This window comes from Parasphingorhabdus halotolerans (genome assembly GCF_012516475.1).
Classification (GTDB): domain Bacteria; phylum Pseudomonadota; class Alphaproteobacteria; order Sphingomonadales; family Sphingomonadaceae; genus Parasphingorhabdus; species Parasphingorhabdus halotolerans.
In genome coordinates this window covers 2,323,720-2,343,765 of sequence record NZ_CP051217.1, presented here as the reverse complement: position 1 = coordinate 2,343,765, position 20,046 = coordinate 2,323,720, and the positions used below count along the sequence as shown (strand labels likewise).

Below are 20,046 nucleotides of genomic sequence, written 5' to 3'. Positions count from 1 at the left end.
CCCGCCGTGAAGCAATCTGTTCCTTTTAAATCCGTTTGGACAACCCGATCGCGACCCTGCATCCCAAACGGATGGCTGCGCTGAGCGCGGGATAACCGGGCGTTTCTTCTGCACCCGCCGCTATCGCTGTTGCCTTATGCTCCAGCTCTTCTTCACGGAACTCCGTAATCATACGGGTCAGCTCGGGATCATTTTCCGATTCCAGGGCGTCAAGCTGCTCCTTGTAGTGGGCGTCTATTTCCGTTTCGACCGCCGCGGTGCAAGCCATTGCAGCGCGCGGGCCCATTGCAGCAGTCGTGGCACCCAGCGCGTAGCCTGCAACTTTCCAGAATGGTTGCAAAAGTGTGGGCCGCACGCCGCGTTCGGCTATCATCTTGTCAAATGCATCCAGATGCACTTGTTCCTGCTCGGCCATATGATGGATTGCGCTGCTGTCGGGCGCATCATCGCCCATCACCGCAAGCTGGCCTTTGTAAATTTGCGCCGCGCCATATTCGCCCGCCTGATTGACACGGATCATCGAGGCGATATCCGCTTTTGACCGTCCGAGGTTTTTTTCATCCATGCTGCATTTCCTTACGGCCCATTGTCAATAACATCAAGATAAGCATGGCTCCGACCACTGACAAAAGAAAATTAAAGCCCGCAAGAGAAATTCCGAAAAGCGACCAGGGCGCGACATCGCAGCGCACGAGCGGCGCGTTCATGATGGAGTCGAGCATATCGCCGCTGGCAGGCACCGTCGTGGCGCATGCGGTCAGCCCCTCCCACCAGCCATATTCCACGCCTGCGTGAAAACCGCCGATCAGACCGCTGACCAATACCGCCAGCGCCGCGGCAACCACGATGGATTTCGACAGTTCATGGTTGCGCAATGCCATCGCCAACGCAGCAAAACCGAGAGCGATGTAATGCGGCCAGCGCTGCCACATGCACATTTCGCACGGATAGAGGCCAAAAACATATTGGCTGATCAAAGCGCCGCCCAGCAAGGCAGCGGGAATGATCAGCGCCAGTGCATAGGCTATTCGCGTCAATGCCATGCATTCAGCCTTTAATTTTTAGCGGTCGCGGGTTTCTTTGTGACTGCCTTTTTCGTAGCCTTGTTGATCGCAACCCTCATACCTTCAGGACCCAGACGACTCAGCGTTTGCAAGGCATAATGCATCTGAAAATCCTTCACGCCCTGTTTTTCGAGCTCTTCCGAAGTCGCCGTAAACCGAGGATCTTCTTTGGTGTCTTCTTCCAGAACACCGTCTTCCAGTTTGATTTCGTTGATCAAATGGCGGCGGAGATCTGCCTCGCGGAATTTCGGGCGGGTTTTATAATCGGGGTCGGAAAGCTGCGGCACGATGATATCAGGTTCAATGCCGCCCTCCTGCACTGACTTGCCAGACGGCGTGTAATAGCGCGCTGTCGTCAGGCGCAGCGCCGAGGTATTGGAAAGCGGCAACAATGTTTGCACCGATCCCTTGCCGAAGCTGCGTTCACCCATCACCAGTCCGCGATGATGATCCTGCAACGCTCCAGCTACGATTTCAGAAGCCGATGCCGAACCAGCATCAATCAGCACAATCACCGGCAGGCCATTGGCGGCGTCACCGGTTTTTGCGAAATAACGCTCAATGTCTGATTTTTTGCGGCCACGCTGCGAAACAATTTCACCGCGCGTCAGAAACACATCCGACACCGCCACTGCCTCGTCCAGCAGACCGCCGGGGTTGGAACGCATATCGAGAATATAACCAAGTGGTTTTTTGCCCAGTGATTTTTCAATGCCTGTGATCGCCGCTTTTACGTCCGCGCCGACATCGGCGGAAAAGCTGTTGAGGCTGATCACACCAACCTGATCCTTAATCTCCCATGTCACCGGTTTGAGATCAATGATCGCGCGGTTCATCGAAACATCAAAAGGCTTGTCGCGGCCCGGGCGCACGATGGTCAGTTCGATTGGCGTGCCCGGCTTGCCGCGCATTTCTTCGACCGCTTCATCCAGTGTTCCGCCATAAATCAACTCGCCGTTTATATGGGTGATATAGTCACCCGCCTTCACGCCAGCTTTGTCCGCCGGGGTATCCTTAAACGGCGCAATCACCTTAACCGCTCCGTCTTCCATGGTTACAGACAGACCTAGACCGCCGTAATTGCCATCTGTTTGCGTCCGCAGGTTTTCAAAATCACGGGCATCGAGAAAGCTGCTGTGCGGATCGAGACTACCAAGCATCCCGTCAATTGCGCCCTTTATCAGATCGGCATCGTCAACCTGATCGACATAGTCGTTTCTCACCCGGTCAAACACGCTCATGAACTGCTCCATTTCGCGATATGTGTTCGCGTCCACCGCAGACAGTGCCGAAGTGGTGGCGGGTAACAGCGCGACGGTCAAAACCAGCGCGGAGGCTTGAAGAAAAGGCTTTTTCATGTGGTCTGTCCTGTGACTTGAAATATACAGTAAATATAGGCCTGAATCGCTGATAAAGCCAAGCACCTTAACCAAATATGACGCTGTTCGTCGACCAACAACTCAAAACTGGTCGCTCAAGCACAAACTTCAGCCGATAAGCGCGGCAATATCAATGGGTCGGCCATTTCGGCGCAGCTCAACGGTGACGGTTGGGTCGTCATTGCCGGAACGACCAACCGGAGCGCCTTGCACCACCTTGGCGCCTTCTTCGACGCTCGTTGTCGCCATATTAGTGATCAAGCTGGTCCAACCGCCGTCATGCTCAATGATCAATATGTTACCGTAACCCTTATACCGCCCGGAAAAGGCCACTCGGCCTGCTGCTGGCGCGACGATTTGCGCATTCGGATCAACGGCGATGGTAAGCCCGCGAGAGCGATAGCCGCTATTGGATATCTCTCCCAGTCCAGTGATGATATCACCAACCACTGGCAGCCTATAGGCATTGGCAATGGCGGGATCTTTTGATTTGCGGGATGCTCGCTGGTCATTGCCCTGCCCGGGCCGCAGCAGCGGACCATCCAGATCCGCCAGAGACTCGCGGACCTCGCCGCTTTCGCGAATTTGATCCATCAGATCGAGAATATCTCGTGCTTCCTCGCCCAGTGCCAGTGCGCGATCCTGTTCCAGCCCGGCATCATCGGCAAATTGCGAGGCGGTAATCCGCTCGTTGGCTTCCAATCGCGCCAATTGAGTACGGCGTTCCTTTAGCCGCTGCTGGCTCTCGTTGAGCGAAGCAATCGCGCGATCCGACTGGGCGCGCAGTTTCTCGCCCTGCTTCACCTCGTTCCGCAAGCTCGCCGTGCGGCGTTCAATTTCCGGAATGACGGTCGACATGATCGAACGCATATATATGAGCTCATCCAGCGAGCGGGGCTCCACAAGCGCGAGCGCGGTCGGCTTGCGGGTCATCATCTGGAGTGCCGCAGTCAAACGAACCACGGGTTCCTGCCTTTCCGCCAACCTTGCGCGTAGTTGTTGCTGAAGCCTTCTGACAATGGCGATGCGCGCCCTTGCCGCCCTTATGTCAGCTTCGCTTGCCTGAATGCGGGCCGCGAGCGCCGCCGCTTCGCTTGCCACCCGGTCCGCTTCATTAGATGCAGTGTCAGCCTGACGACGCAACGCATCGCTGCGCTGCCGCGCGCTTTCCGATTGTTCCCTTGCAGAAACAAGCGCACGTTGCTGCTCCGACAAGGATGGGCCGGAAGTCTGGGCGGTCAGCGATGCGGCGCAGAAGGCGCCAATCGCCAGCATTATTACCAAACCTAAAAATCCGCGCAGCACTCGCTCATCCTTCTCTGTGATAGGGATGGTTAGCAATTATTGCAGTCGCGCGAAACAATTGTTCTGCCAGCATCGCGCGGGCCATCATGTGTGGCCAGGTTGCTTTGCCAAAGGACAAAAAATGATCGGCGCTGGCGCGTTCTTCAGCTGACAAACCATCTGCTGCGCCGATAAGAAAACGCGCTTCGCGCACACCATTGTCGCGCCAACCTGCCAGCAGCTTTGCAAAATTTTTGGATGTCCAGTTTTCGCCGGTTTCGTCCAGCGCAATGATTTTGGTTTCGCCATCCAGTTTGGGTGTTTTCCCGCCTTGGTCCGGCAATTCGCTGAGTTTCACATCCCATGGAATGCGTTTCACATATCGGTCGACCAGCTCCCATTCAGGACTGCGGCCAATTTTTCCGCGAGCGACAATATGCAGTTTCATTGGCTGTTTTTAAGCTTCGGCGGCTTCCGCTTGATCCTCGTCATCCTCGACCATCCACATGCGTTCCAGATTATAGAAACTACGCACTTCGGGCCGGAAAAGGTGAACAATCACGTCGCCTGCATCAATCAAGACCCAGTCCGCATTGGCGAGACCTTCAATCCGTGCGGTTCCGCCAGCTTGCTTGACGCGCTCGGCCAGTTTTTGTGCAATCGATGCGACCTGCCGCGTCGATCTCCCTTCCGCAATCACCATATGGTCGGCAATATTGCTTTTGCCCGCCAACGGTATCGCAACAATGTCCTGCGCCTGATCGTCATCAAGCGATTTCATGACCAGCGCATAAAGCGCATCTGATTCAGCTTTCCCCTCCGGCGATTGGGCTGATTTCAATTTGGTCTTACGTTCAGTCAAAACTATATCCAGTCAATCATCGGGGCAAATAAGTTGCCGTGTCACTGCGTCACGAACGCAGCGATTGGCGTGTTCTTTATGCCATTGGGGCCGGGCCAGCCGAATCGCGGTGGCCGAGCGGGGGTCGGGACGATAGCGCAAGAATGTCAGCGCTGGCGTACTCCATTTTGTCCAGCTTCTACGCTGGCTCGCAGGGTGGACGAAGCGCCGGAGCCAGGCCATTGCGGGAGCCGCAAAAGCATCAACATCATAGCCGGGCCTGCTGATAACTGCAATCGGCAATAAACGTGCGATTTTCCGCCAGTCTTTCCAGCGATGAAATTGCGCCAGATTATCCGCGCCCATGATCCAGATAAATTGCCTTTTCGGATGTTTCCTAACCAGCGCGAGAATCGTGTCATATGTATAGCGCGTGCCCAATTGTTTCTCGATTGCGGTCGGGCGAATAGCGCTGCGCCGTGCCATTTTTAGTGCTGAGGCCAGCCGCGCATTAAGCGGTGCCATGTCTTTTGCGCTCGCTTTCAAAGGATTGCCTGGTGATACCAACCACCACAATTCGTCCACTGCCAGTTCTTCCATCGCGAACAAGCTGATTGAACGGTGTGCGCCGTGAGCAGGGTTAAACGATCCGCCGAGGAGTCCTGTGGTTTTCATCGGTTTGGGGTCAAGGCCGCACCTGGCCCGTCCCGCGCACCACCCATTTGTAAGTCGTCAGTCCTTCCAGTGCCACCGGCCCGCGGGCATGCAAACGTCCTGTAGAAATGCCGATTTCAGCACCCAGACCAAACTGGCCGCCATCGGCAAACTGGCTTGACGCATTGTGCATAACGATTGCGCTGTCCGCGCGCTGGATAAACTCCTGTGCCACCTCGTTATCTTCAGTCACGATGGCATCGGTATGATGAGAGCCATGCTCGGCGATATGGGCCAACGCTTCGTCCACACCCTGCACCATCCGCACGGCGACAATGGGCGCAAGATATTCTGTGTCCCAATCGACAGGTTCAGCAGAAACCGTCCGCGGATCCAACTCCATGATCATGTCGTCACCGCGCACTTCGCAGCCCGCCTCTATGAGCGCACGCACAAGCGGGCCGGGCGCGGGATAATCCTGATCGATGAGTAGCGTTTCCATCGCCCCGCAAACACCGGTACGGCGCATTTTGGCGTTGACGGCGATCGCAATGGCTTTGTTCCGATCCGCATCCTTTCCGATATAGGTGTGACAAATGCCATCCAGATGCGCCAGCACAGGAACGCGCGCTTCGTCCTGGACGCGCGCAACCAGCGACTTGCCGCCACGGGGAATGATGATGTCGATTAACCCGCTCGCCTTTAACATGGCACCAACCGCTTCACGGTCCGTCGTTTGCACCAATTGAATGGCATCCTCCGGCAGGCCTGCCTCGGCAACGCCCACCGCCATCGCCTTGTGGATCGTGCGATTGCTCTCAATCGCTTCCGAGCCGCCGCGCAAAATCACCGCATTGCCAGATCGCAAAGCCAAGGCGGCGGCATCCGCAGTAACATTCGGACGGCTTTCATAAATTATTCCGATCACACCCAGCGGCACTCGGATGCGCTCCATCACCAGACCGTTGGGTTGTTCATTACGATCAATTCGAGCGCCAACGGGGTCTGGCAAAAGGGCAACTTGCTCGACTGCTGATGCAATGGATTCCAATCGCTCATCGTCGATCATCAAGCGATCGAGCATCGCATCGCTCAATCCGCGCTCCTTGCCCTTCTGCATATCGAGCGCGTTGGCCGATAAAATCGCTTCTCTACCCATGCGCAGTTGCTTTGCCGCCGCTTTCAATGCCGCCGCTTTTTGCGCATCGCTCGCACCCGCCAAATCGGCGAATGCGCGGCGTGCTGTTTGGCCCATTTTTTCTATCGTGGCTTGATGCTTGTTCATCTTGCGATGCTAGCACGAGCAACAATGGCAATTAAACGATATTCGTAATCCTGACGTGCAAAAAAATCCGTCATTCGGGAAAAATTGAAAGGTGGCGAATTCTTGCAATCGAATCGCCAAAAACTGTGATATTGCAGTTAATGAATTGCAAAAAAGTCAATTCACCGCACGACTCGTTCGATTCGTCACGAGTCTGCCGAATGCGATTCGCGCGCTCAATCCTCCTCTGCTAGCGGGCGGTTGGGGATTAGTAATAATAACGGCGGGTCATGCACAACAATATTAAAACCAAGCCAGGGCTTTTAGCCCGGCTGGACCATATGTTTACGGATCGCGAGTTTTTCATGCGGTCGCACGGACAGGTAAGGTTCTTAAAATTTTCGGCAAAACTGCAAAAGCGCATCGCGGGTTCTATCGCGGCTGTGCTTGGCATCTGGCTAGTCGTCACTTTGGCGATGACGGTCAACCAGTTTACCGTGTCTCGCGACCGGATGGCTTTGGCGGCCAAGGAAGCCGAAATCAACAGCACCCAAAACCGTGTTGCCGCCTATAAATCATCAGTTGAAGATGTTGCGGCCGATCTTAACGAACGGCAAGATGCACTCGACCAGATCACCAAACAATTTATCGGCAATGATGTTGCCAAGCAGGCGACTGGTTCGGAAAAACTAACCGCTGACGAGAAGAAGATTCTCGAAAATACCAAGAAAATAAGTGCGGCATTTCCCGCGGCAGGCAAGCTCGCCGCGCTGGAAGCCCGCCAAATCCTCTTTGCCAAGAAGTTAACCCGCGCCGCCATGAAGCGCTCCACTCAGGCCGAGGTTGCCATTCGCAAATTCGGTTTGAACCCTGACAAACTCGCTGCCAATATGAACGCTTCGGGCATAGCAATGGGTGGACCGCTGATCCCGTTCTTCTCGAGTGGTAGCGATGATCTCCATCCGACGCTTGAGCGACTAAGCAACGCGCTGACCCGGATGGACGCGCTGGAGCGCACATTGCTCGCAATTCCCTCTGCTATGCCAACCAGCATAAATATGATGACGAGCAATTATGGCTATCGACGCGATCCGATTACCGGCGGCGGTGCGATGCACAGCGGCATTGATTTCAAAGGCCCGCACGGCCAGCCGATTCTCTCCGCTGCCAAGGGGAAGGTGACTCACGCAGGCTGGAAATCAGGCTATGGTAAGACTGTGGAAATTACACATGGTAACGGTTTAATGACGCGTTACGCCCATTTGTCGCGGGTAAACGTGGCCACTGGTCAAAATGTAACGCAGGGGTTACAAGTGGGGCTATGGGAAGCACGGGACGGTCGACCGGCACGCATCTGCACTTTGAAGTGCGGATGAACGGGCAGGCGATAAACCCCCGGCCATTTTTGGAGACGAACTCAGATGTTCTCAAAGTCAAAGCAAACGCTCGAAAGCGCGCCGACAATAACGCCAAGCAGAGCACCAGCCGTGGCTAGAAGCAACGGCACCGGTGGCTCGAGCTTTTCAATTATCGGCGACGGAATCACCATAACCGGCAATATCGATTCGCGCGTTGATTTGCATATTGATGGTGAAGTGATTGGTGACATCAAGTGCCTATCCCTGGTACAAGGCCCCTCCAGCAAGATCCAGGGCGCGATCATAGCCCAGAACGCGAGTCTGTCCGGTTCGGTGGAAGGCTCAATCGAATCCGGCGATCTGGTGATTTCTTCTACCGCCCGAATCAGTGGCGATGTGGCTTATGAAAATGTCACGATCGAGCAAGGCGGCCATGTGGATGGCAAGTTCAAGCACAAGAGTGCGAAATTACCCAATATGGCGAAAACCACTGTGGATATGAAAAGTGCCTCCCCACCACTGGAACTGACCGAAGGTGATAAGGCGGCTTAGGATGCTGCGAACGGTTAGTTCCTCGGCGCCTGCCTCCGATAACTCAGGGCTTCTGCGACATGAATACGCCCCACCTGATCAACACCTGCCAAATCCGCAATCGTCCGCGATACCCTGAGCACCCGCGTATAGCCGCGTGCTGACAGCCGCATTACTTCTGCCGCCTGCGCCAATAGTTTCTGCCCCGGCTCATCGGGGGTCGCGTAATTCTCCAGCCCGTCGCCATCAATCTCGGTATTCGTCCGGGCCTCCAGATCAGCATAGCGCTGCCGCTGGATATCCCGCGCTCGTGCGACGCGGGCTGCGACCACATGGGAGCTCTCAGCGGGTGGCGGCATAGTGAGATCGCTGGCCGACAATGCTTCCACTTCAATGTGCAAATCAATCCGGTCCAGCAAAGGCCCGCTGACTTTCGCCTGATAATCCGCCGCACATTTCGGTGCCCGCGAACAAGCCAGAGCGGCGTCCCCCAGATGCCCGCAACGGCAAGGGTTCATCGCGGCCACCATTTGTACGCGGGCCGGAAATGTTACATGTGCATTGGCGCGCGCGACGCTGACTTCTCCGGTTTCCAGCGGTTGGCGCAACGAATCGAGCACATCGCGTTTGAACTCAGGCAATTCATCCAGAAATAATACGCCGAGATGCGCCAAACTGACCTCTCCAGGCCGGACCTTCAAACCGCCGCCAACCAGAGCGGCCATCGAGGCGCTGTGATGCGGACTGCGAAAAGGTCTCGCGCGACTGATAGTGCCGCCTTCTAAAGTCCCAGCCATTGAAGCAACCATAGAAACTTCCAACGCTTCCCCGGGCGAAAGCGGCGGCAATATTCCGGGCAAGCAGGATGCCAGCAAGGATTTTCCCGAACCGGGCGGGCCGTTCATCAGCAAATTATGCCCGCCAGCCGCAGCAATTTCCAAGGCGCGCTTAGCGGTTTCCTGGCCTTTCACATCCTTAAGGTCGGGACCATAATCCGGCTCTGGCGCTGCGCCGGTTTCCGGCGGCGTAAGGATGGACTGACCTTTGAAGTGATTGAGGAGTGTCAATAAATCCGTTGGCGCAAGAACTTCGACATCGCCCGCCCACGCCGCCTCTGGTCCCTGCAATGCCGGGCAAATCAATCCCAGATTTTCGGCAGATGCGTGAAGCGCGGCGAGCAGGACACCGGGTGTTGCGGCCAGCCGTCCGTCCAGCGATAGTTCACCGACCACCACATAGCTCGCCAATGTCTCGGCATCGATAATCCCCATCGCGCCAAGCAACGCCAGCGCGATCGGCAAGTCATAATGCGAGCCCTCCTTGGGCAAATCGGCCGGCGATAAATTTATCGTGATCCGCTTGGGCGGCAGCGAAAGCCCCATCGCCGAGATCGTCGCACGGACCCGTTCTCGGCTTTCGCCCACCGCTTTATCGGGCAGCCCGACGACATTAAACGCAGGTAGTCCGGGAGCGACCTGACACTGGACTTCGACGCCCCGCGCCTCCAGGCCGAGATAAGCGACGGTCTGAACCAGTGCTACCATTTTGCCCCGCATATTTTCATCTAAAGGACAGTGGCCAGCCGCTAAGCTCGAGTCGAGCGGGAACGATCACTTGGCCGAAACGGTCAAAGAACACCTGTCTTCACCGTTTCCCGCGCATGTTGTTGGTTAATTTTCAGGGAACCAGCCGCTTCTACCATTTGGCAAGGCCTATCGGCCAAAAGGCTTCTTATGAATCGGGGCATGTATCACAAATCACACAAGCAAATCAGTCTGAGCGGCGCGCTCTGGCTGACCGTTTTTGCTGTTTTCTCGCTAGTCCTGCCGCAAAAGGCTGCGCAAGCGAGCGGCAGCTATACTGTCACCGAGACGGTTGAGACCCTCGAGTATGAGATTATTGAACCAGCTAGCGCCGATCAGGGTTTTGCGAACAGCAGCTTTGACGATCGTAGCTTCGATCAACAATCTCTCGCTATTGGCGAATATGGCCCGTTTCGCGTGGTCGCCCCGCATGTCGCGGAGATGACCGGCACCGTGGACAGCTATACACCGGCACTGTTCCGCAAGATGCTCCAGCGCCATCCCGGTATCAAACGCATCGAGATGCTCGACTGCGATGGATCGGTTGATGAAGAAGCCAATCTCAATCTGGCGCGGATGATAAGACGAGCGGGCATTAATACACATGTTCCGGCTAATGGTTCGATCCGCTCCGGTGCGGTTGAGCTTTTTCTCGCTGGCGTGAAGCATACGGCAGACGACGGCGCGGAATTTGTTGTCCATAGCTGGATGGATGAGGACGGCCTTGAGGCCAATGACTACCCGGCGCATGATCCGGTTCACGCCGAATATCTTGGCTATTATGCAGAAATGGGTGTTCCTGCTGAGAAAGCCCGGGCATTTTATGCGCTCACCAACAGCGTACCGTTTTCCGGACAACTCAAACTGTCGCGCAACGATCTGGCGCAATATCAATTGCTGCAATAGGCCGGAACAAGCCAGCATCGTCATACCGGCGCGATAAAATGATTATCGTTCACGCTATATCCATGAAATTCTGACATTAACGACCAAATGCACCGAATTATCGGCGGCACGGCTTGCGGCTGATATTGCAATGCACCATATTGAGGTTTGATGGAAGAAAAACCAAATAAGCGCTGGGCCTATACATCCGGATCGCGATTCGCGCTTTCGGTGCTGGGTTTTCTGTTGATCGCAATCTCACCAATTATCGGAGCCATTCCCGGCCCGGGTTCGTTATCGTGTTCCCGATCGGACTAGCATTGGTCCTCCAAAATTCGCGCTGGGCGAAGAAACGCTATGTGGATTTCAAACGGCGCTTCCCGCAATATGGCAAATGGACCGACTGGGCGATGCGCCGGAAGCGCCATAAAGAGCTTCCTGACAATTTTGAGCTGCCTTATTTTGGCAAAGTGAAGACCGGCAACGAAAACAAGAAAGTTCCGCGCTAAAGCTTGACTTTATGCGGTCTCCGCCTTAATCGCAGCGACCAACAGGCGGTCGTGCTTTTGCGCGGCCTTTTTTATCGATATTTTGACTTTAGGAAAACGCGATGAAGCGCACATTTCAACCAAGCCGACTGGTCCGCAAACGGCGCCATGGTTTTCGCGCCCGCAAAGCCACAGTAGGAGGCCGCCGCGTGCTGGCTGCCCGCCGTAACCGTGGCCGCAAGAAGCTCTCTGCCTGACACCGATACGCCCGTCGTATCCGAGCTTGCGAACGCGAGCTCACCGGAAAATTCACCCGCTATAGAAGTGATTCGGAAACGCCCGGATTTTCTCGCCGCCAATCGCGGCAAGCGATTCGTGGCGCCGGGCTTTGTTTTGCTCGCGCATAAACGCCGGGAGGATCATCCGGTGGCAGAAAACACGATTCGCTATGGCATCACCGTCACCAAAAAAATCGGTAATGCGGTTGCGCGCAACAGAATGAAGCGCCGGTTCCGTGCATTGCTTGCGCAAGTACTTCCAAGACAAGGTATTGCGGGGTCGACCATATCATGATTGGTCGCAAACAGGATCAAGAACCAGAATTTGCGAAAATGAAAACGGACCTTGAAAAAGGCCTCAAGCATCTCGCAAAGAAGCTCTGAATCGGATGCTCAAAGCCATTTTCATTTTCATTGTACGGTGCTGGCAGTGGGGCCCCTCGCGCATTTTGCCCCCAACCTGCCGTTATGCCCCGACCTGTTCGGCTTACACCATCGAAGCGATAGAAAAACATGGCGCAATTAAAGGTGGCTGGTTGGGCATGAAACGGCTATTGCGCTGCCATCCTTGGGGCGGCAGCGGATATGATCCGGTGCCTTGAACAACTAATACACCCGTCTTATCTGACAGTGATACCGAAAAACAGGACAATATAGTGGACGACAAGCGTAATATCATCATGGCGGTGCTGCTCACCGGTATCATATTGTTCGGCTGGCCGATGCTGATGGAAACTTTTTTCCCGGACATGGCAAACAAGAACGAGACGGTTGAGGCGGCAAATGCTTCTGGCAATGATCAGTCAGACGCAGGCACTCCGAATGTTTCCACGACTCCACAAGTTGGCGCAGATGTTGCGGCAACAACGCAGGTTGGAAAGCTCCGTTCGGTTGCGGCTGCATTGCCGGAAAGTCCGCGGATCGCAATTGAAACACCGCGTCTCAAGGGATCGATCAATCTTGCCGGCGCAAAAATTGATGATTTGACCCTAACGGATCACACGATTGATCTTTCCAAAGACAGCGCGCCAGTGCGCCTGTTTGCGCCTTCCGGGACTAAAGATGCCTATTTCAATCGCTTTGGTTGGGCTGGCGAGGGTGTTAAGCTTCCTGACGACAGCACGATATGGACAGCCGACAAGGCCAAGCTCTCGCCGGGCAATCCGGTGACTTTGAGCTGGGCCAATGACAACGGACAAAATTTTGCGATCACCTATTCCATAGACGAAAATTATCTCGTTACTGCGGAACAAAGCGTCATTAATCGCGGTGCAAGCCCTATTGCGCTCAATCCATATGGATTGCTTAGCCGGACGCGTGATCTGGATAATGTTCTTCCAGCTGAAAAGAGTACCTGGACCATTCATATCGGCCCGGTTGGCGTGTTTGAAGGTACGGCTAATTACGACTGGGACTATGATGATGTAATGGAAGCGGGGAGCAAAGGAGCCGATTTTAACGGTACCAAAGGCTGGATAGGCTTTACCGATAAATACTGGCTCGGCGCTCTGATTCCGACCGGTAGCGGCAAGATTGATGCAAAATTCCGCAGTGGCAACGGCGACCTGTTTCAGGCGCAGATTTCCCGCGATAGCGCGCAAATTATCGCTCCCGGCAAGGTGTTGAAAACCACTACGCGGCTATTCGCCGGCGCCAAGGAAACGGTGCTGCTCGATACCTACAAGGAGAAATACAACATCACCCTGCTCGATCGCGCGATCGACTGGGGCTGGTTTTACTGGTTTGAAAAGCCGCTTTTCTATCTGCTGCACTGGTTATTCGAAATGGTCGGAAATTTCGGCGTCGCGATTATCATTATGACATTCATCGTGCGCGGCATCATGTTCCCGATTGCGCAGAAGCAATTTGCATCGATGGCGCAGATGCGCGCAGTACAGCCAAAAATGAAGAAAATTCAGGAAAAGCACAAAGAGGACAAACAAAAGCAGCAGCAGGAAATCATGAAGCTGTACAAGGACGAGAAGGTCAATCCGCTCGCGGGCTGCCTGCCGATCTTCCTGCAGATCCCGATTTTTTTCGCGCTTTATAAGGTGCTGATGCTCTCCATCGAAATGCGCCACGAACCATTCACGCTGTGGATCAAGGATTTATCCGCGCCCGATCCGCTCACACCTGTTAATTTGTTTGGGCTGATTCCTTTCGATCCCCCGGCCTTTCTAGCAGTTGGCATTCTGCCGATCCTGATGGGTATTACCATGCATTACCAGTTCAAGCTCAACCCACAGCAGATGGACCCGATGCAGCAGAAGATTTTCAGCTTCATGCCGTGGATTCTGGTGTTCATCATGGCACCATTTGCCGCAGGCTTGCAGCTCTACTGGACGGTCTCCAATGTGCTCACCATCGTGCAGCAAAAGTGGCTCTATTCGCGTCACCCGCAGCTGAAAGAGCAAATGGCGAAGGATGCCGAGGAAAAGGCCAAGGCAAAAGAAGCCGAAGCTAAAGGCTAGGATGTGAAATCAACCTGCATATCTTGTTGTGCTGAACCTGTTTCAGAATCTCCTGGAATCCTGAGACACTTACAGGATGACGGGCTGTCGTGACCAATCCACTCCATCCTAAAATATTCTCCGGGCCTATTTCATTTTTGAAAAGCGCGCCGCAGTTGCAGTTCCTGCCACCTGCCAAGGCACCGGAAATAGCCTTTGCAGGCCGGTCCAATGTCGGCAAATCATCGCTGATCAACGCGCTCACCAATCGCAATGGACTCGCGCGCACGTCGAACACGCCCGGGCGCACGCAAGAGCTCAACTTTTTTGATGTTGGTGATCCGCTGATCTTCCGGATTTGCGACATGCCAGGCTACGGCTTTGCCAAAGCCCCGCCAAAAGTCGTCCAGAAATGGCGTTACCTGATCAATGACTATCTGCGCGGACGGGCAGTTCTGAAGCGTGTCTTCGTATTGATAGATTCTCGTCACGGGATTAAGCCGGTCGACGAAGAAATCATGGAGATGCTCGACAAGGCAGCGGTGAGCTATCACATTGTGATGACCAAGGCCGACAAGGTGAAGCAGGAAGCGCTTGCTGCCACTGTAGCGCAAGTAGCCGAGATTGCGAAGAAACATCCAGCAGCACATCCCGAGATGATCATCACTTCATCGGAGAAAAAGGATGGCATTGATGCGTTGCGGATGGCGGTTCTGGATGCCGTGCAACTCTGACTGCATTTGTTTCTCGACTTCGCTGGAAACGTACGGCTAATATGCCGCAATGAAACTGATAATCGGAAACAAGGCCTATTCCAGCTGGTCCATGCGCGGATGGCTCGCTTGCAAGCAATCAGGGCTGCATTTTGAAGAGCTCACGGTTCCTCTCTTTGGGGAAGATTGGGATGATATTCGGACTTCGGAAAATTTTGCGCCCTCGGGCGGCAAAGTGCCGATCCTGTGGGACGGCGAAACGGTGATTTGGGACAGCCTCGCGATTATCGACTGGCTGGCAGATAAAACCCACCGTGACCGGTTTTGGCCGAAAGACGAAACAGCGCGTGGCATGGCCCGCTCGATGGCGGCTGAAATGCACAGCAGCTACATGGCGCTGCGCAAACAATGCCCGATGAACACCCGCAAGAAATATGAAGGTCTGCAATTCTCGCCCGAAGTGGTTCAGGATGCCGACCGGATTTTGCGTCTCTGGGCAGAAGCCCGCGCACGCTTTGGCAGCGGTGGACCGTTTTTATTCGGAACGTTCGGTGCTGTCGATATCATGTACGCGCCTGTGGTTTCGCGCTTTTTGACTTATGGCTTTCAAGTCCCCGGATTCGCGCAAAGCTACATGCAGACCATATTGGAGCATGAGTGGATTGAAACCTGGATGGAGTCTGCAGAAGACGAGCCATGGGTGATTGAACGGTTGGAAACGCCGGAAACGGTTAAGGGTTAAACGGATATATGACCGGCAATAATGCGCTTGATTTGGCGAAACGCCTGATCTCCCATCCGAGCATCACTCCCGCTGCCGGCAGCGTGTTTGACGAGATGGAAGCCATGCTCGAACCGCTTGGTTTCGATGTACATCGCTTCATTGCCGGAGAAGCGCCTGATGGGCCGGTGGAAAACCTGTTTGCACTCCGCAAGGGTGCCCATGGTTCACGTCATTTTTCATTCGCGGGTCATCTTGATGTCGTCCCTCCCGGTGAAGGCTGGGAAACCGACCCCTTTGTTCCGGAGGTTCGCGGCGATTTGCTATACGGGCGCGGCGCGGTGGATATGAAGGGCAGTATTGCTGCTTTTGTGAGCGCTTTACATAGCCTGCCCGCCGATCTTGGCACGATCAGCCTGATCATTACCGGCGATGAAGAAGGTCCGGCGCGCTTTGGAACGGTGGCGCTGATGGAATATATGGAGGCTCAAAACATCACACCGGATCTTTGTCTGGTTGGCGAGCCAACGTCCGTCAACCGGCTCGGCGATATGATCAAAATCGGGCGGCGTGGCTCGGTCAACATGTGGGTGACCGTGAACGGTACACAGGGCCATGTCGCCTATCCCCATCTTTCGGACAATCCGATCACCAAATTGGGTAGAATATTAACCGAAATCGAGGCGATCCAGCTGGACGAAGGCACCGACTGGTTCCAGCCCAGCAACATCGAGTTTACCGATCTGTACGTCGGCAATCCGGCGCATAATGTGATTCCCGCAAAAGCGGAGGGGCGGCTTTCGATCCGGTTTAACGATCAGCATTCGGGTGCCAGCCTGAGCGATCATATCCGCGCAATAGTTGAAAAGCACGGCGGCGAACTACGGCCAGTAATATCAGGGGAGCCTTTTCTCACGCCGCCAGGCGAGTTATCCGGTTTGATCGCAGATGCTATTAAAGAGGTGACAGGTTTGAACACCGAGTTATCGACCAGCGGCGGCACATCAGATGCTCGGTTCCTTTCGAAGATCGTGCCCGTGGTGGAATTTGGCCTGTGCAACGCAACCATGCACAAGCTGGACGAAGCAGTAGCGCTGGATGATCTGGAGCAGCTTGCGAAAATTTATACGCTGGTTGTCGAACGGGCGCTTGCTTAGCGCCGCCGCCGCAAGATAATATAAAGCGCGCCGGACCCGCCGTGTCTGGGATGCGCATTTCTGACCGTGGCAATATGAGACGCGTGCCGGGAAGCTGCCAGCCAGTCGGCAATCGCTGCCCGGATAGCGCCCCGTCCGCCATCACGCCGCCGTTCATCCGCGCTGCGTTCTTTGCCGGTAATCAGCAAAATTGCGCGATGGCCTGCCGCAATAGAAAGTTCGAGCGCGCTATCCAGTCGGCCATGGGCGGTGGTCAGCGTATAACCATGCAGATCGATTGTAACCTCCGGCTGCACAACGCCCTTGGTCAAGCGGCGCTCCCAATGACCATCAAGACCATGTTTCGTCGGCACTGGAACCTGGTCTTTTAGCGGAATGGCAGCTGATGGCTTGACGCCAAATGTCTGCGCGGTGATCGGCCCAGAAACAACACGCAATTTTTTCGCGACGGGCAAGGATTTCACCCGGCTGACCCGCGTCTGATCCAGCGGTTTTACCGATTCGATAAACTTCTGCCAAAGCGCCTTTTCTCCGGCGGTAAGCGGCCGGTCAGACATAGGGACTACCGCCCGGTCAATCTGGCGAACGTACCTTTAGGCAAGAAAATCAGCGCCTGCCCACGGGACGACATACCGCCTGCTATGCGCGCGGCTTCTTCCCCCGCGCCCCAGAATGTATCAAACCGGTTAGAACCCTTGATTGCACCGCCAGTATCTTGCGCGACCCAGAGTCCGTCGGCAATATCATGCTCCATATTGAGGAAAACTGGCGCTCCCAGCGGCACGAATTGCCGGTCTGCTGCCACCGAAACGCGTCCTACAACCGGATGGCCCATAGCGCCCAAGGGGCCGGGACCGGTCAGTTCATTGAAAAAGACATAGCTCTTGTTCTCGCGCATGATCTTCATGCCCTCTTGCGGATTGGCGCGCAGCCATTCGACAATACCCTGCATGTTGGTCTTGCCATCGGCGAGCAATCCGCGCTCGCGCATCAGCTTGCCGATACCGGTATAATCACGACCGTTTTGGCTCGCGTAGCCAATGCGCATCACCGAACCATCGGGCAATGCCAATCGTCCAGACCCTTGGATCTGGAGCACGAAAAAATCGATATAGTCCTCGACCCAGGCAATCTCGAGACCCTGGCCCGCGAGCGCGCCGTCATCGATCTGACCGCGATCTTCGAACGGGACCAACTTCGTTCCGTCAATCTTGCCACGAATTTTCTTGTCTTTCAGCTCTTCAGAAAACAGCCCCAGATCCACATCCAGAAGATTAGTCGGACGGCGATAAACCGGAACCTGGTATCTGCCATTGCGCACTCGCGAGCCTTTGATTTCAGGTTCGAAATATCCCGTAGCGAAGGCCTTGCCATCACCAATCTGGACCGCTTCGAAATAGCTTTCGAAAAACCGGTTTGCGTCATTTTCCGGCCAAGCCTTGGCCGCGTCACAAGATTGTTGCCAATCCTGTCCCTGGGTCAGGCCGCTATTGTCTTCCCGGCGAGCCAAGGACGAACAGCTCGTGCGAAAAGACTTGAGCGCCCCGGAAGCGCGGGCCGCATCAATGCCAAGAGCGCCAATGTCCGGGCCAAGCGCAATGCCGACACCAACAGCGCGGGTTTCGTTGCCACCAATTTTTACCAGCTGATCACTTGCGACCGGCTTGATCGCCTTGGCCGGGTTTACATTTATTGTGGACTGGGGTTGATCTAGATCACTAATCCCTTGCGTCCACTCGCCCAGTTGTTGGCCGGAGTGTTGATCGGAAACTTGGTCTGATGCACCCCGCGCTGCGCCTTCAGGGATCACCGAAAAAGAACAGGCACTAATCAGCGCAACCGCGCCCAGAAGGCTTCCCGTTTTCATGATTTGTTTGCCCCAGCCTAGAAAATCAGGCTTCATCGGTTTCGTCGAGAACCCAGTTAGGATCAGAGCTGGAAAGATCGCGGCTGAAAGTCCACACATCATGCGTTTCAACAGCATCGGACAATGATCCGCCAATCAGCGTACCGTCTTTGTCTTTTACGACGGAGGCAATATCAGCATCAAAACGCACGGTGATACGCGCTGTGCGTCCTTCCATCTCGGCCTCAGAAATACGCGCATCCTCAATCCGCACCAGACGGTTTTCGAGAACTTCGCCTTTGGCATCGCGATCCGAAATGGCTGCATCAAAACTGGCATAAATATCATCGTCGCAAAGGATTTTCAGTTCGTCGCGATCACCCTTCCAGAAGGCTTCCAGAATCATGCCGTAAGCCGCTTTCGCGCCTTCAACAAAACGACCGACATCAAAATTGCGGTCTGCTGCCAATATATCGCGCATGCCTGATTCGGCTCCGGATTCATAAACCATCACCGGTTTTGCCGACGGTGCAGGCGCAATATCGGGCACATGCGGCTTGGCATCTTCCAACGGACGCCGGTCATTTGCTTTTGGCTCTATGCTACGCGGCGTATGCTCCTGCTCGTGCCCTGTGCGCTTGCCGAGCACGGAATAGAGGCGCAGTCCCAGAAAGGCCGCTACCATCGCCAACACTATAATTTCGACTGTCACATTCATTCCAATCATTAAATCGTACGCACTACATAGGCGGTAAACCGCCGCTTTTCAAATAGCTTTCATCCATCGGTCTTCAATATGACGGATACAAGCCATTGTGCTATGGTCTAAACTGTGAACCCAGGCTGACAAAGCTGTTCTTGAGATCATATACCGACAGGCATTGCTCTACCCACAAAGCCCTGCTAGTCGCGCTGCAAAACGGGCGCTTGCAGAAGTATTTGGCAGAATTTCCAGACGGACTCCGAAAAAACGAGGCTCGTAATCGAGTTTAGAAAATAGGGACTTATTACATGGCTGAAGAAAACGGCAATATCACCACTCCTGATCCAGCGGTAAATGGCGCGGATACAGCACCGCAAATTGGCGTGATTTCACAATATGTGAAGGATCTGTCGGTTGAAAACCCCAATGCGCCCGATGTCTATCAGTGGGAAGCGCAGCCACAGATTGATGTGCAATTTAATATCGGATCATCGCCAATATCGGATGAGGTCCACGAAGTGGAACTCAAGATCGAAGTGAAAGCAGAAGCTGAGCAAGGCGTCGCCTTCTCGGTCGAGCTTCTCTATTGCGGCCTGTTCGGGATGCGCAACGTGTCTGAAGATCAAGCCCATCCGTTTCTTTTTGCAGAAGCGCCGCGACTGTTATTCCCGTTTGCCCGCGCGATAATTTCAGATGCCGTGCGCGATGCCGGTTTCCAGCCGCTGATGCTGGAGCCGATTGATTTCACCGCGCTCTATATGCAGCAGCGTGAAGCGCAAGCGGCAGCTGCGACAGAAGCCGGAGATCAACCGGTTGGTAACGCGTAAGCGAAACACGTTTGAGGGCC

23 protein-coding genes and 1 pseudogene are annotated in these 20,046 nt (G+C 54.7%); 12 read left to right on the top strand and 12 right to left on the bottom strand.

Going from position 1 to position 20,046, the window contains the following annotated elements:
* Nucleotides 1-25 precede the first annotated feature (25 nt).
* From HF685_RS11560 to HF685_RS11525, 8 genes are all read right to left on the bottom strand, one after another.
* Nucleotides 26-565, bottom strand: coding sequence for a demethoxyubiquinone hydroxylase family protein (locus HF685_RS11560; RefSeq protein ID WP_246218598.1), 540 nt, complete (start codon nt 563-565; stop codon nt 26-28).
* Complete coding sequence (locus tag HF685_RS11555) at nt 558-1,043, bottom strand: disulfide bond formation protein B (protein WP_168820105.1); 486 nt, start codon at nt 1,041-1,043, stop codon at nt 558-560. Before HF685_RS11555 ends, HF685_RS11560 begins: the two co-directional genes overlap by 8 nt.
* 11 nt (nt 1,044-1,054) lie before the next feature.
* Nucleotides 1,055-2,422 (bottom strand): S41 family peptidase, encoded by a 1,368-nt coding sequence (locus tag HF685_RS11550; RefSeq protein ID WP_168820104.1) that lies wholly within the window; start codon nt 2,420-2,422, stop codon nt 1,055-1,057.
* Nucleotides 2,423-2,551: 129 nt separating this feature from the next.
* Entirely contained in the window at nt 2,552-3,718 is a 1,167-nt protein-coding gene (locus HF685_RS11545; RefSeq protein WP_168820103.1) for a murein hydrolase activator EnvC family protein, read from the bottom strand.
* A gap of 34 nt (nt 3,719-3,752) precedes the next feature.
* On the bottom strand, nt 3,753-4,175 hold the full coding sequence (locus HF685_RS11540) for a 23S rRNA (pseudouridine(1915)-N(3))-methyltransferase RlmH (RefSeq protein WP_168820102.1): 423 nt from the start codon (nt 4,173-4,175) through the stop codon (nt 3,753-3,755).
* A gap of 9 nt (nt 4,176-4,184) precedes the next feature.
* Complete coding sequence (rsfS, locus tag HF685_RS11535) at nt 4,185-4,508, bottom strand: ribosome silencing factor (RefSeq protein WP_168821498.1); 324 nt, start codon at nt 4,506-4,508, stop codon at nt 4,185-4,187.
* Between the two features lie 93 nt (nt 4,509-4,601).
* The gene (locus HF685_RS11530; protein ID WP_168820101.1) at nt 4,602-5,243 is read right to left on the bottom strand and encodes a nicotinate-nucleotide adenylyltransferase; all 642 of its coding nucleotides are present in this window, start codon (nt 5,241-5,243) and stop codon (nt 4,602-4,604) included.
* Nucleotides 5,244-5,253: 10 nt separating this feature from the next.
* Nucleotides 5,254-6,507: a glutamate-5-semialdehyde dehydrogenase gene (locus HF685_RS11525; RefSeq protein ID WP_168820100.1), complete on the bottom strand. Its 1,254-nt coding sequence runs from the start codon at nt 6,505-6,507 to the stop codon at nt 5,254-5,256.
* Nucleotides 6,508-6,776: 269 nt separating this feature from the next.
* Here HF685_RS11525 and HF685_RS11520 point away from each other — a divergent pair.
* Together HF685_RS11520 and HF685_RS11515 are read left to right on the top strand one after the other, a co-directional pair.
* Nucleotides 6,777-7,981, top strand: a pseudogene (locus HF685_RS11520) (M23 family metallopeptidase).
* Complete coding sequence (locus tag HF685_RS11515) at nt 7,974-8,396, top strand: bactofilin family protein (RefSeq protein WP_246218596.1); 423 nt, start codon at nt 7,974-7,976, stop codon at nt 8,394-8,396. The pseudogene HF685_RS11520 and the gene HF685_RS11515 overlap by 8 nt, the downstream one beginning before the upstream one ends.
* Before the next feature lie 14 nt (nt 8,397-8,410).
* On the opposite strand, the gene HF685_RS11510 is transcribed toward HF685_RS11515, so the two are convergent.
* On the bottom strand, nt 8,411-9,919 hold the full coding sequence (locus HF685_RS11510; protein WP_168821497.1) for a YifB family Mg chelatase-like AAA ATPase: 1,509 nt from the start codon (nt 9,917-9,919) through the stop codon (nt 8,411-8,413).
* A 189-nt stretch (nt 9,920-10,108) separates the two neighbouring features.
* Between HF685_RS11510 and HF685_RS11505 the strand changes: the two genes are divergently transcribed.
* The 9 genes from HF685_RS11505 (at nt 10,109) to dapE (ending at nt 16,650) form a co-directional block, all read left to right on the top strand.
* On the top strand, nt 10,109-10,864 hold the full coding sequence (locus HF685_RS11505) for an alpha/beta hydrolase (protein WP_246218595.1): 756 nt from the start codon (nt 10,109-10,111) through the stop codon (nt 10,862-10,864).
* 299 nt (nt 10,865-11,163) lie between these two features.
* Nucleotides 11,164-11,352, top strand: coding sequence for a hypothetical protein (locus HF685_RS16110; protein WP_211051147.1), 189 nt, complete (start codon nt 11,164-11,166; stop codon nt 11,350-11,352).
* Between the two features lie 101 nt (nt 11,353-11,453).
* Nucleotides 11,454-11,588: a 50S ribosomal protein L34 gene (rpmH, locus tag HF685_RS11495; protein WP_168820098.1), complete on the top strand. Its 135-nt coding sequence runs from the start codon at nt 11,454-11,456 to the stop codon at nt 11,586-11,588.
* A gap of 67 nt (nt 11,589-11,655) precedes the next feature.
* The gene (gene rnpA / locus HF685_RS11490; RefSeq protein ID WP_246218594.1) at nt 11,656-11,904 is read left to right on the top strand and encodes a ribonuclease P protein component; all 249 of its coding nucleotides are present in this window, start codon (nt 11,656-11,658) and stop codon (nt 11,902-11,904) included.
* Nucleotides 11,905-11,998: 94 nt separating this feature from the next.
* A complete protein-coding gene (gene yidD, locus HF685_RS11485) occupies nt 11,999-12,211 on the top strand; it encodes a membrane protein insertion efficiency factor YidD (RefSeq protein ID WP_168820097.1) in 213 nt (70 codons plus the stop codon).
* 54 nt (nt 12,212-12,265) lie between these two features.
* Nucleotides 12,266-14,080, top strand: coding sequence for a membrane protein insertase YidC (gene yidC, locus HF685_RS11480; RefSeq protein WP_168820096.1), 1,815 nt, complete (start codon nt 12,266-12,268; stop codon nt 14,078-14,080).
* Between the two features lie 89 nt (nt 14,081-14,169).
* Nucleotides 14,170-14,793: a ribosome biogenesis GTP-binding protein YihA/YsxC gene (gene yihA / locus HF685_RS11475; protein ID WP_168820095.1), complete on the top strand. Its 624-nt coding sequence runs from the start codon at nt 14,170-14,172 to the stop codon at nt 14,791-14,793.
* Between the two features lie 49 nt (nt 14,794-14,842).
* Nucleotides 14,843-15,514 (top strand): glutathione S-transferase family protein, encoded by a 672-nt coding sequence (locus HF685_RS11470; protein WP_168820094.1) that lies wholly within the window; start codon nt 14,843-14,845, stop codon nt 15,512-15,514.
* A gap of 8 nt (nt 15,515-15,522) precedes the next feature.
* Nucleotides 15,523-16,650: a succinyl-diaminopimelate desuccinylase gene (gene dapE, locus HF685_RS11465; RefSeq protein WP_168820093.1), complete on the top strand. Its 1,128-nt coding sequence runs from the start codon at nt 15,523-15,525 to the stop codon at nt 16,648-16,650.
* On the opposite strand, the gene HF685_RS11460 is transcribed toward dapE, so the two are convergent.
* Genes HF685_RS11460 through HF685_RS11450 form a run of 3 tightly spaced genes read right to left on the bottom strand, consistent with a single transcriptional unit; the run spans nt 16,647 to nt 19,214 of the window.
* A complete protein-coding gene (locus HF685_RS11460) occupies nt 16,647-17,207 on the bottom strand; it encodes a Smr/MutS family protein (protein WP_168820092.1) in 561 nt (186 codons plus the stop codon). The genes dapE and HF685_RS11460 overlap by 4 nt on opposite strands.
* 5 nt (nt 17,208-17,212) lie before the next feature.
* Nucleotides 17,213-18,553 carry a murein transglycosylase A gene (gene mltA / locus HF685_RS11455; RefSeq protein WP_246218593.1) on the bottom strand — a complete coding sequence of 447 codons (1,341 nt, stop codon included), beginning with the start codon at nt 18,551-18,553 and terminating at the stop codon, nt 17,213-17,215.
* Nucleotides 18,543-19,214 carry a Tim44/TimA family putative adaptor protein gene (locus tag HF685_RS11450; RefSeq protein WP_168821495.1) on the bottom strand — a complete coding sequence of 224 codons (672 nt, stop codon included), beginning with the start codon at nt 19,212-19,214 and terminating at the stop codon, nt 18,543-18,545. The genes mltA and HF685_RS11450 overlap by 11 nt, the downstream gene beginning before the upstream one ends.
* A gap of 293 nt (nt 19,215-19,507) precedes the next feature.
* Here HF685_RS11450 and secB point away from each other — a divergent pair, with 293 nt between their 5' ends.
* Nucleotides 19,508-20,026, top strand: coding sequence for a protein-export chaperone SecB (gene secB, locus HF685_RS11445; RefSeq protein WP_168820090.1), 519 nt, complete (start codon nt 19,508-19,510; stop codon nt 20,024-20,026).
* The last annotated feature ends 20 nt before the right edge of the window (nt 20,027-20,046 follow it).

Coding starts and splice junctions, on each gene's coding strand:
- dapE (WP_168820093.1), top strand. CDS start 15,523: ATGACCGGCAATAATGCGCTTGATTTGGCGAAACGCCTGATCTCCCAT.
- HF685_RS11525 (WP_168820100.1), bottom strand. CDS start 6,507: ATGAACAAGCATCAAGCCACGATAGAAAAAATGGGCCAAACAGCACGC.
- secB (WP_168820090.1), top strand. CDS start 19,508: ATGGCTGAAGAAAACGGCAATATCACCACTCCTGATCCAGCGGTAAAT.
- HF685_RS11555 (WP_168820105.1), bottom strand. CDS start 1,043: ATGGCATTGACGCGAATAGCCTATGCACTGGCGCTGATCATTCCCGCT.
- HF685_RS11510 (WP_168821497.1), bottom strand. CDS start 9,919: ATGGTAGCACTGGTTCAGACCGTCGCTTATCTCGGCCTGGAGGCGCGG.
- HF685_RS11460 (WP_168820092.1), bottom strand. CDS start 17,207: ATGTCTGACCGGCCGCTTACCGCCGGAGAAAAGGCGCTTTGGCAGAAG.
- HF685_RS11545 (WP_168820103.1), bottom strand. CDS start 3,718: ATGCTGGCGATTGGCGCCTTCTGCGCCGCATCGCTGACCGCCCAGACT.
- HF685_RS11450 (WP_168821495.1), bottom strand. CDS start 19,214: ATGAATGTGACAGTCGAAATTATAGTGTTGGCGATGGTAGCGGCCTTT.
- HF685_RS11470 (WP_168820094.1), top strand. CDS start 14,843: ATGAAACTGATAATCGGAAACAAGGCCTATTCCAGCTGGTCCATGCGC.
- HF685_RS11505 (WP_246218595.1), top strand. CDS start 10,109: ATGAATCGGGGCATGTATCACAAATCACACAAGCAAATCAGTCTGAGC.
- HF685_RS11550 (WP_168820104.1), bottom strand. CDS start 2,422: ATGAAAAAGCCTTTTCTTCAAGCCTCCGCGCTGGTTTTGACCGTCGCG.
- HF685_RS11560 (WP_246218598.1), bottom strand. CDS start 565: ATGGATGAAAAAAACCTCGGACGGTCAAAAGCGGATATCGCCTCGATG.
- yidD (WP_168820097.1), top strand. CDS start 11,999: ATGCTCAAAGCCATTTTCATTTTCATTGTACGGTGCTGGCAGTGGGGC.
- HF685_RS11540 (WP_168820102.1), bottom strand. CDS start 4,175: ATGAAACTGCATATTGTCGCTCGCGGAAAAATTGGCCGCAGTCCTGAA.
- rsfS (WP_168821498.1), bottom strand. CDS start 4,508: ATGAAATCGCTTGATGACGATCAGGCGCAGGACATTGTTGCGATACCG.
- rpmH (WP_168820098.1), top strand. CDS start 11,454: ATGAAGCGCACATTTCAACCAAGCCGACTGGTCCGCAAACGGCGCCAT.
- mltA (WP_246218593.1), bottom strand. CDS start 18,553: ATGAAGCCTGATTTTCTAGGCTGGGGCAAACAAATCATGAAAACGGGA.
- HF685_RS11530 (WP_168820101.1), bottom strand. CDS start 5,243: ATGAAAACCACAGGACTCCTCGGCGGATCGTTTAACCCTGCTCACGGC.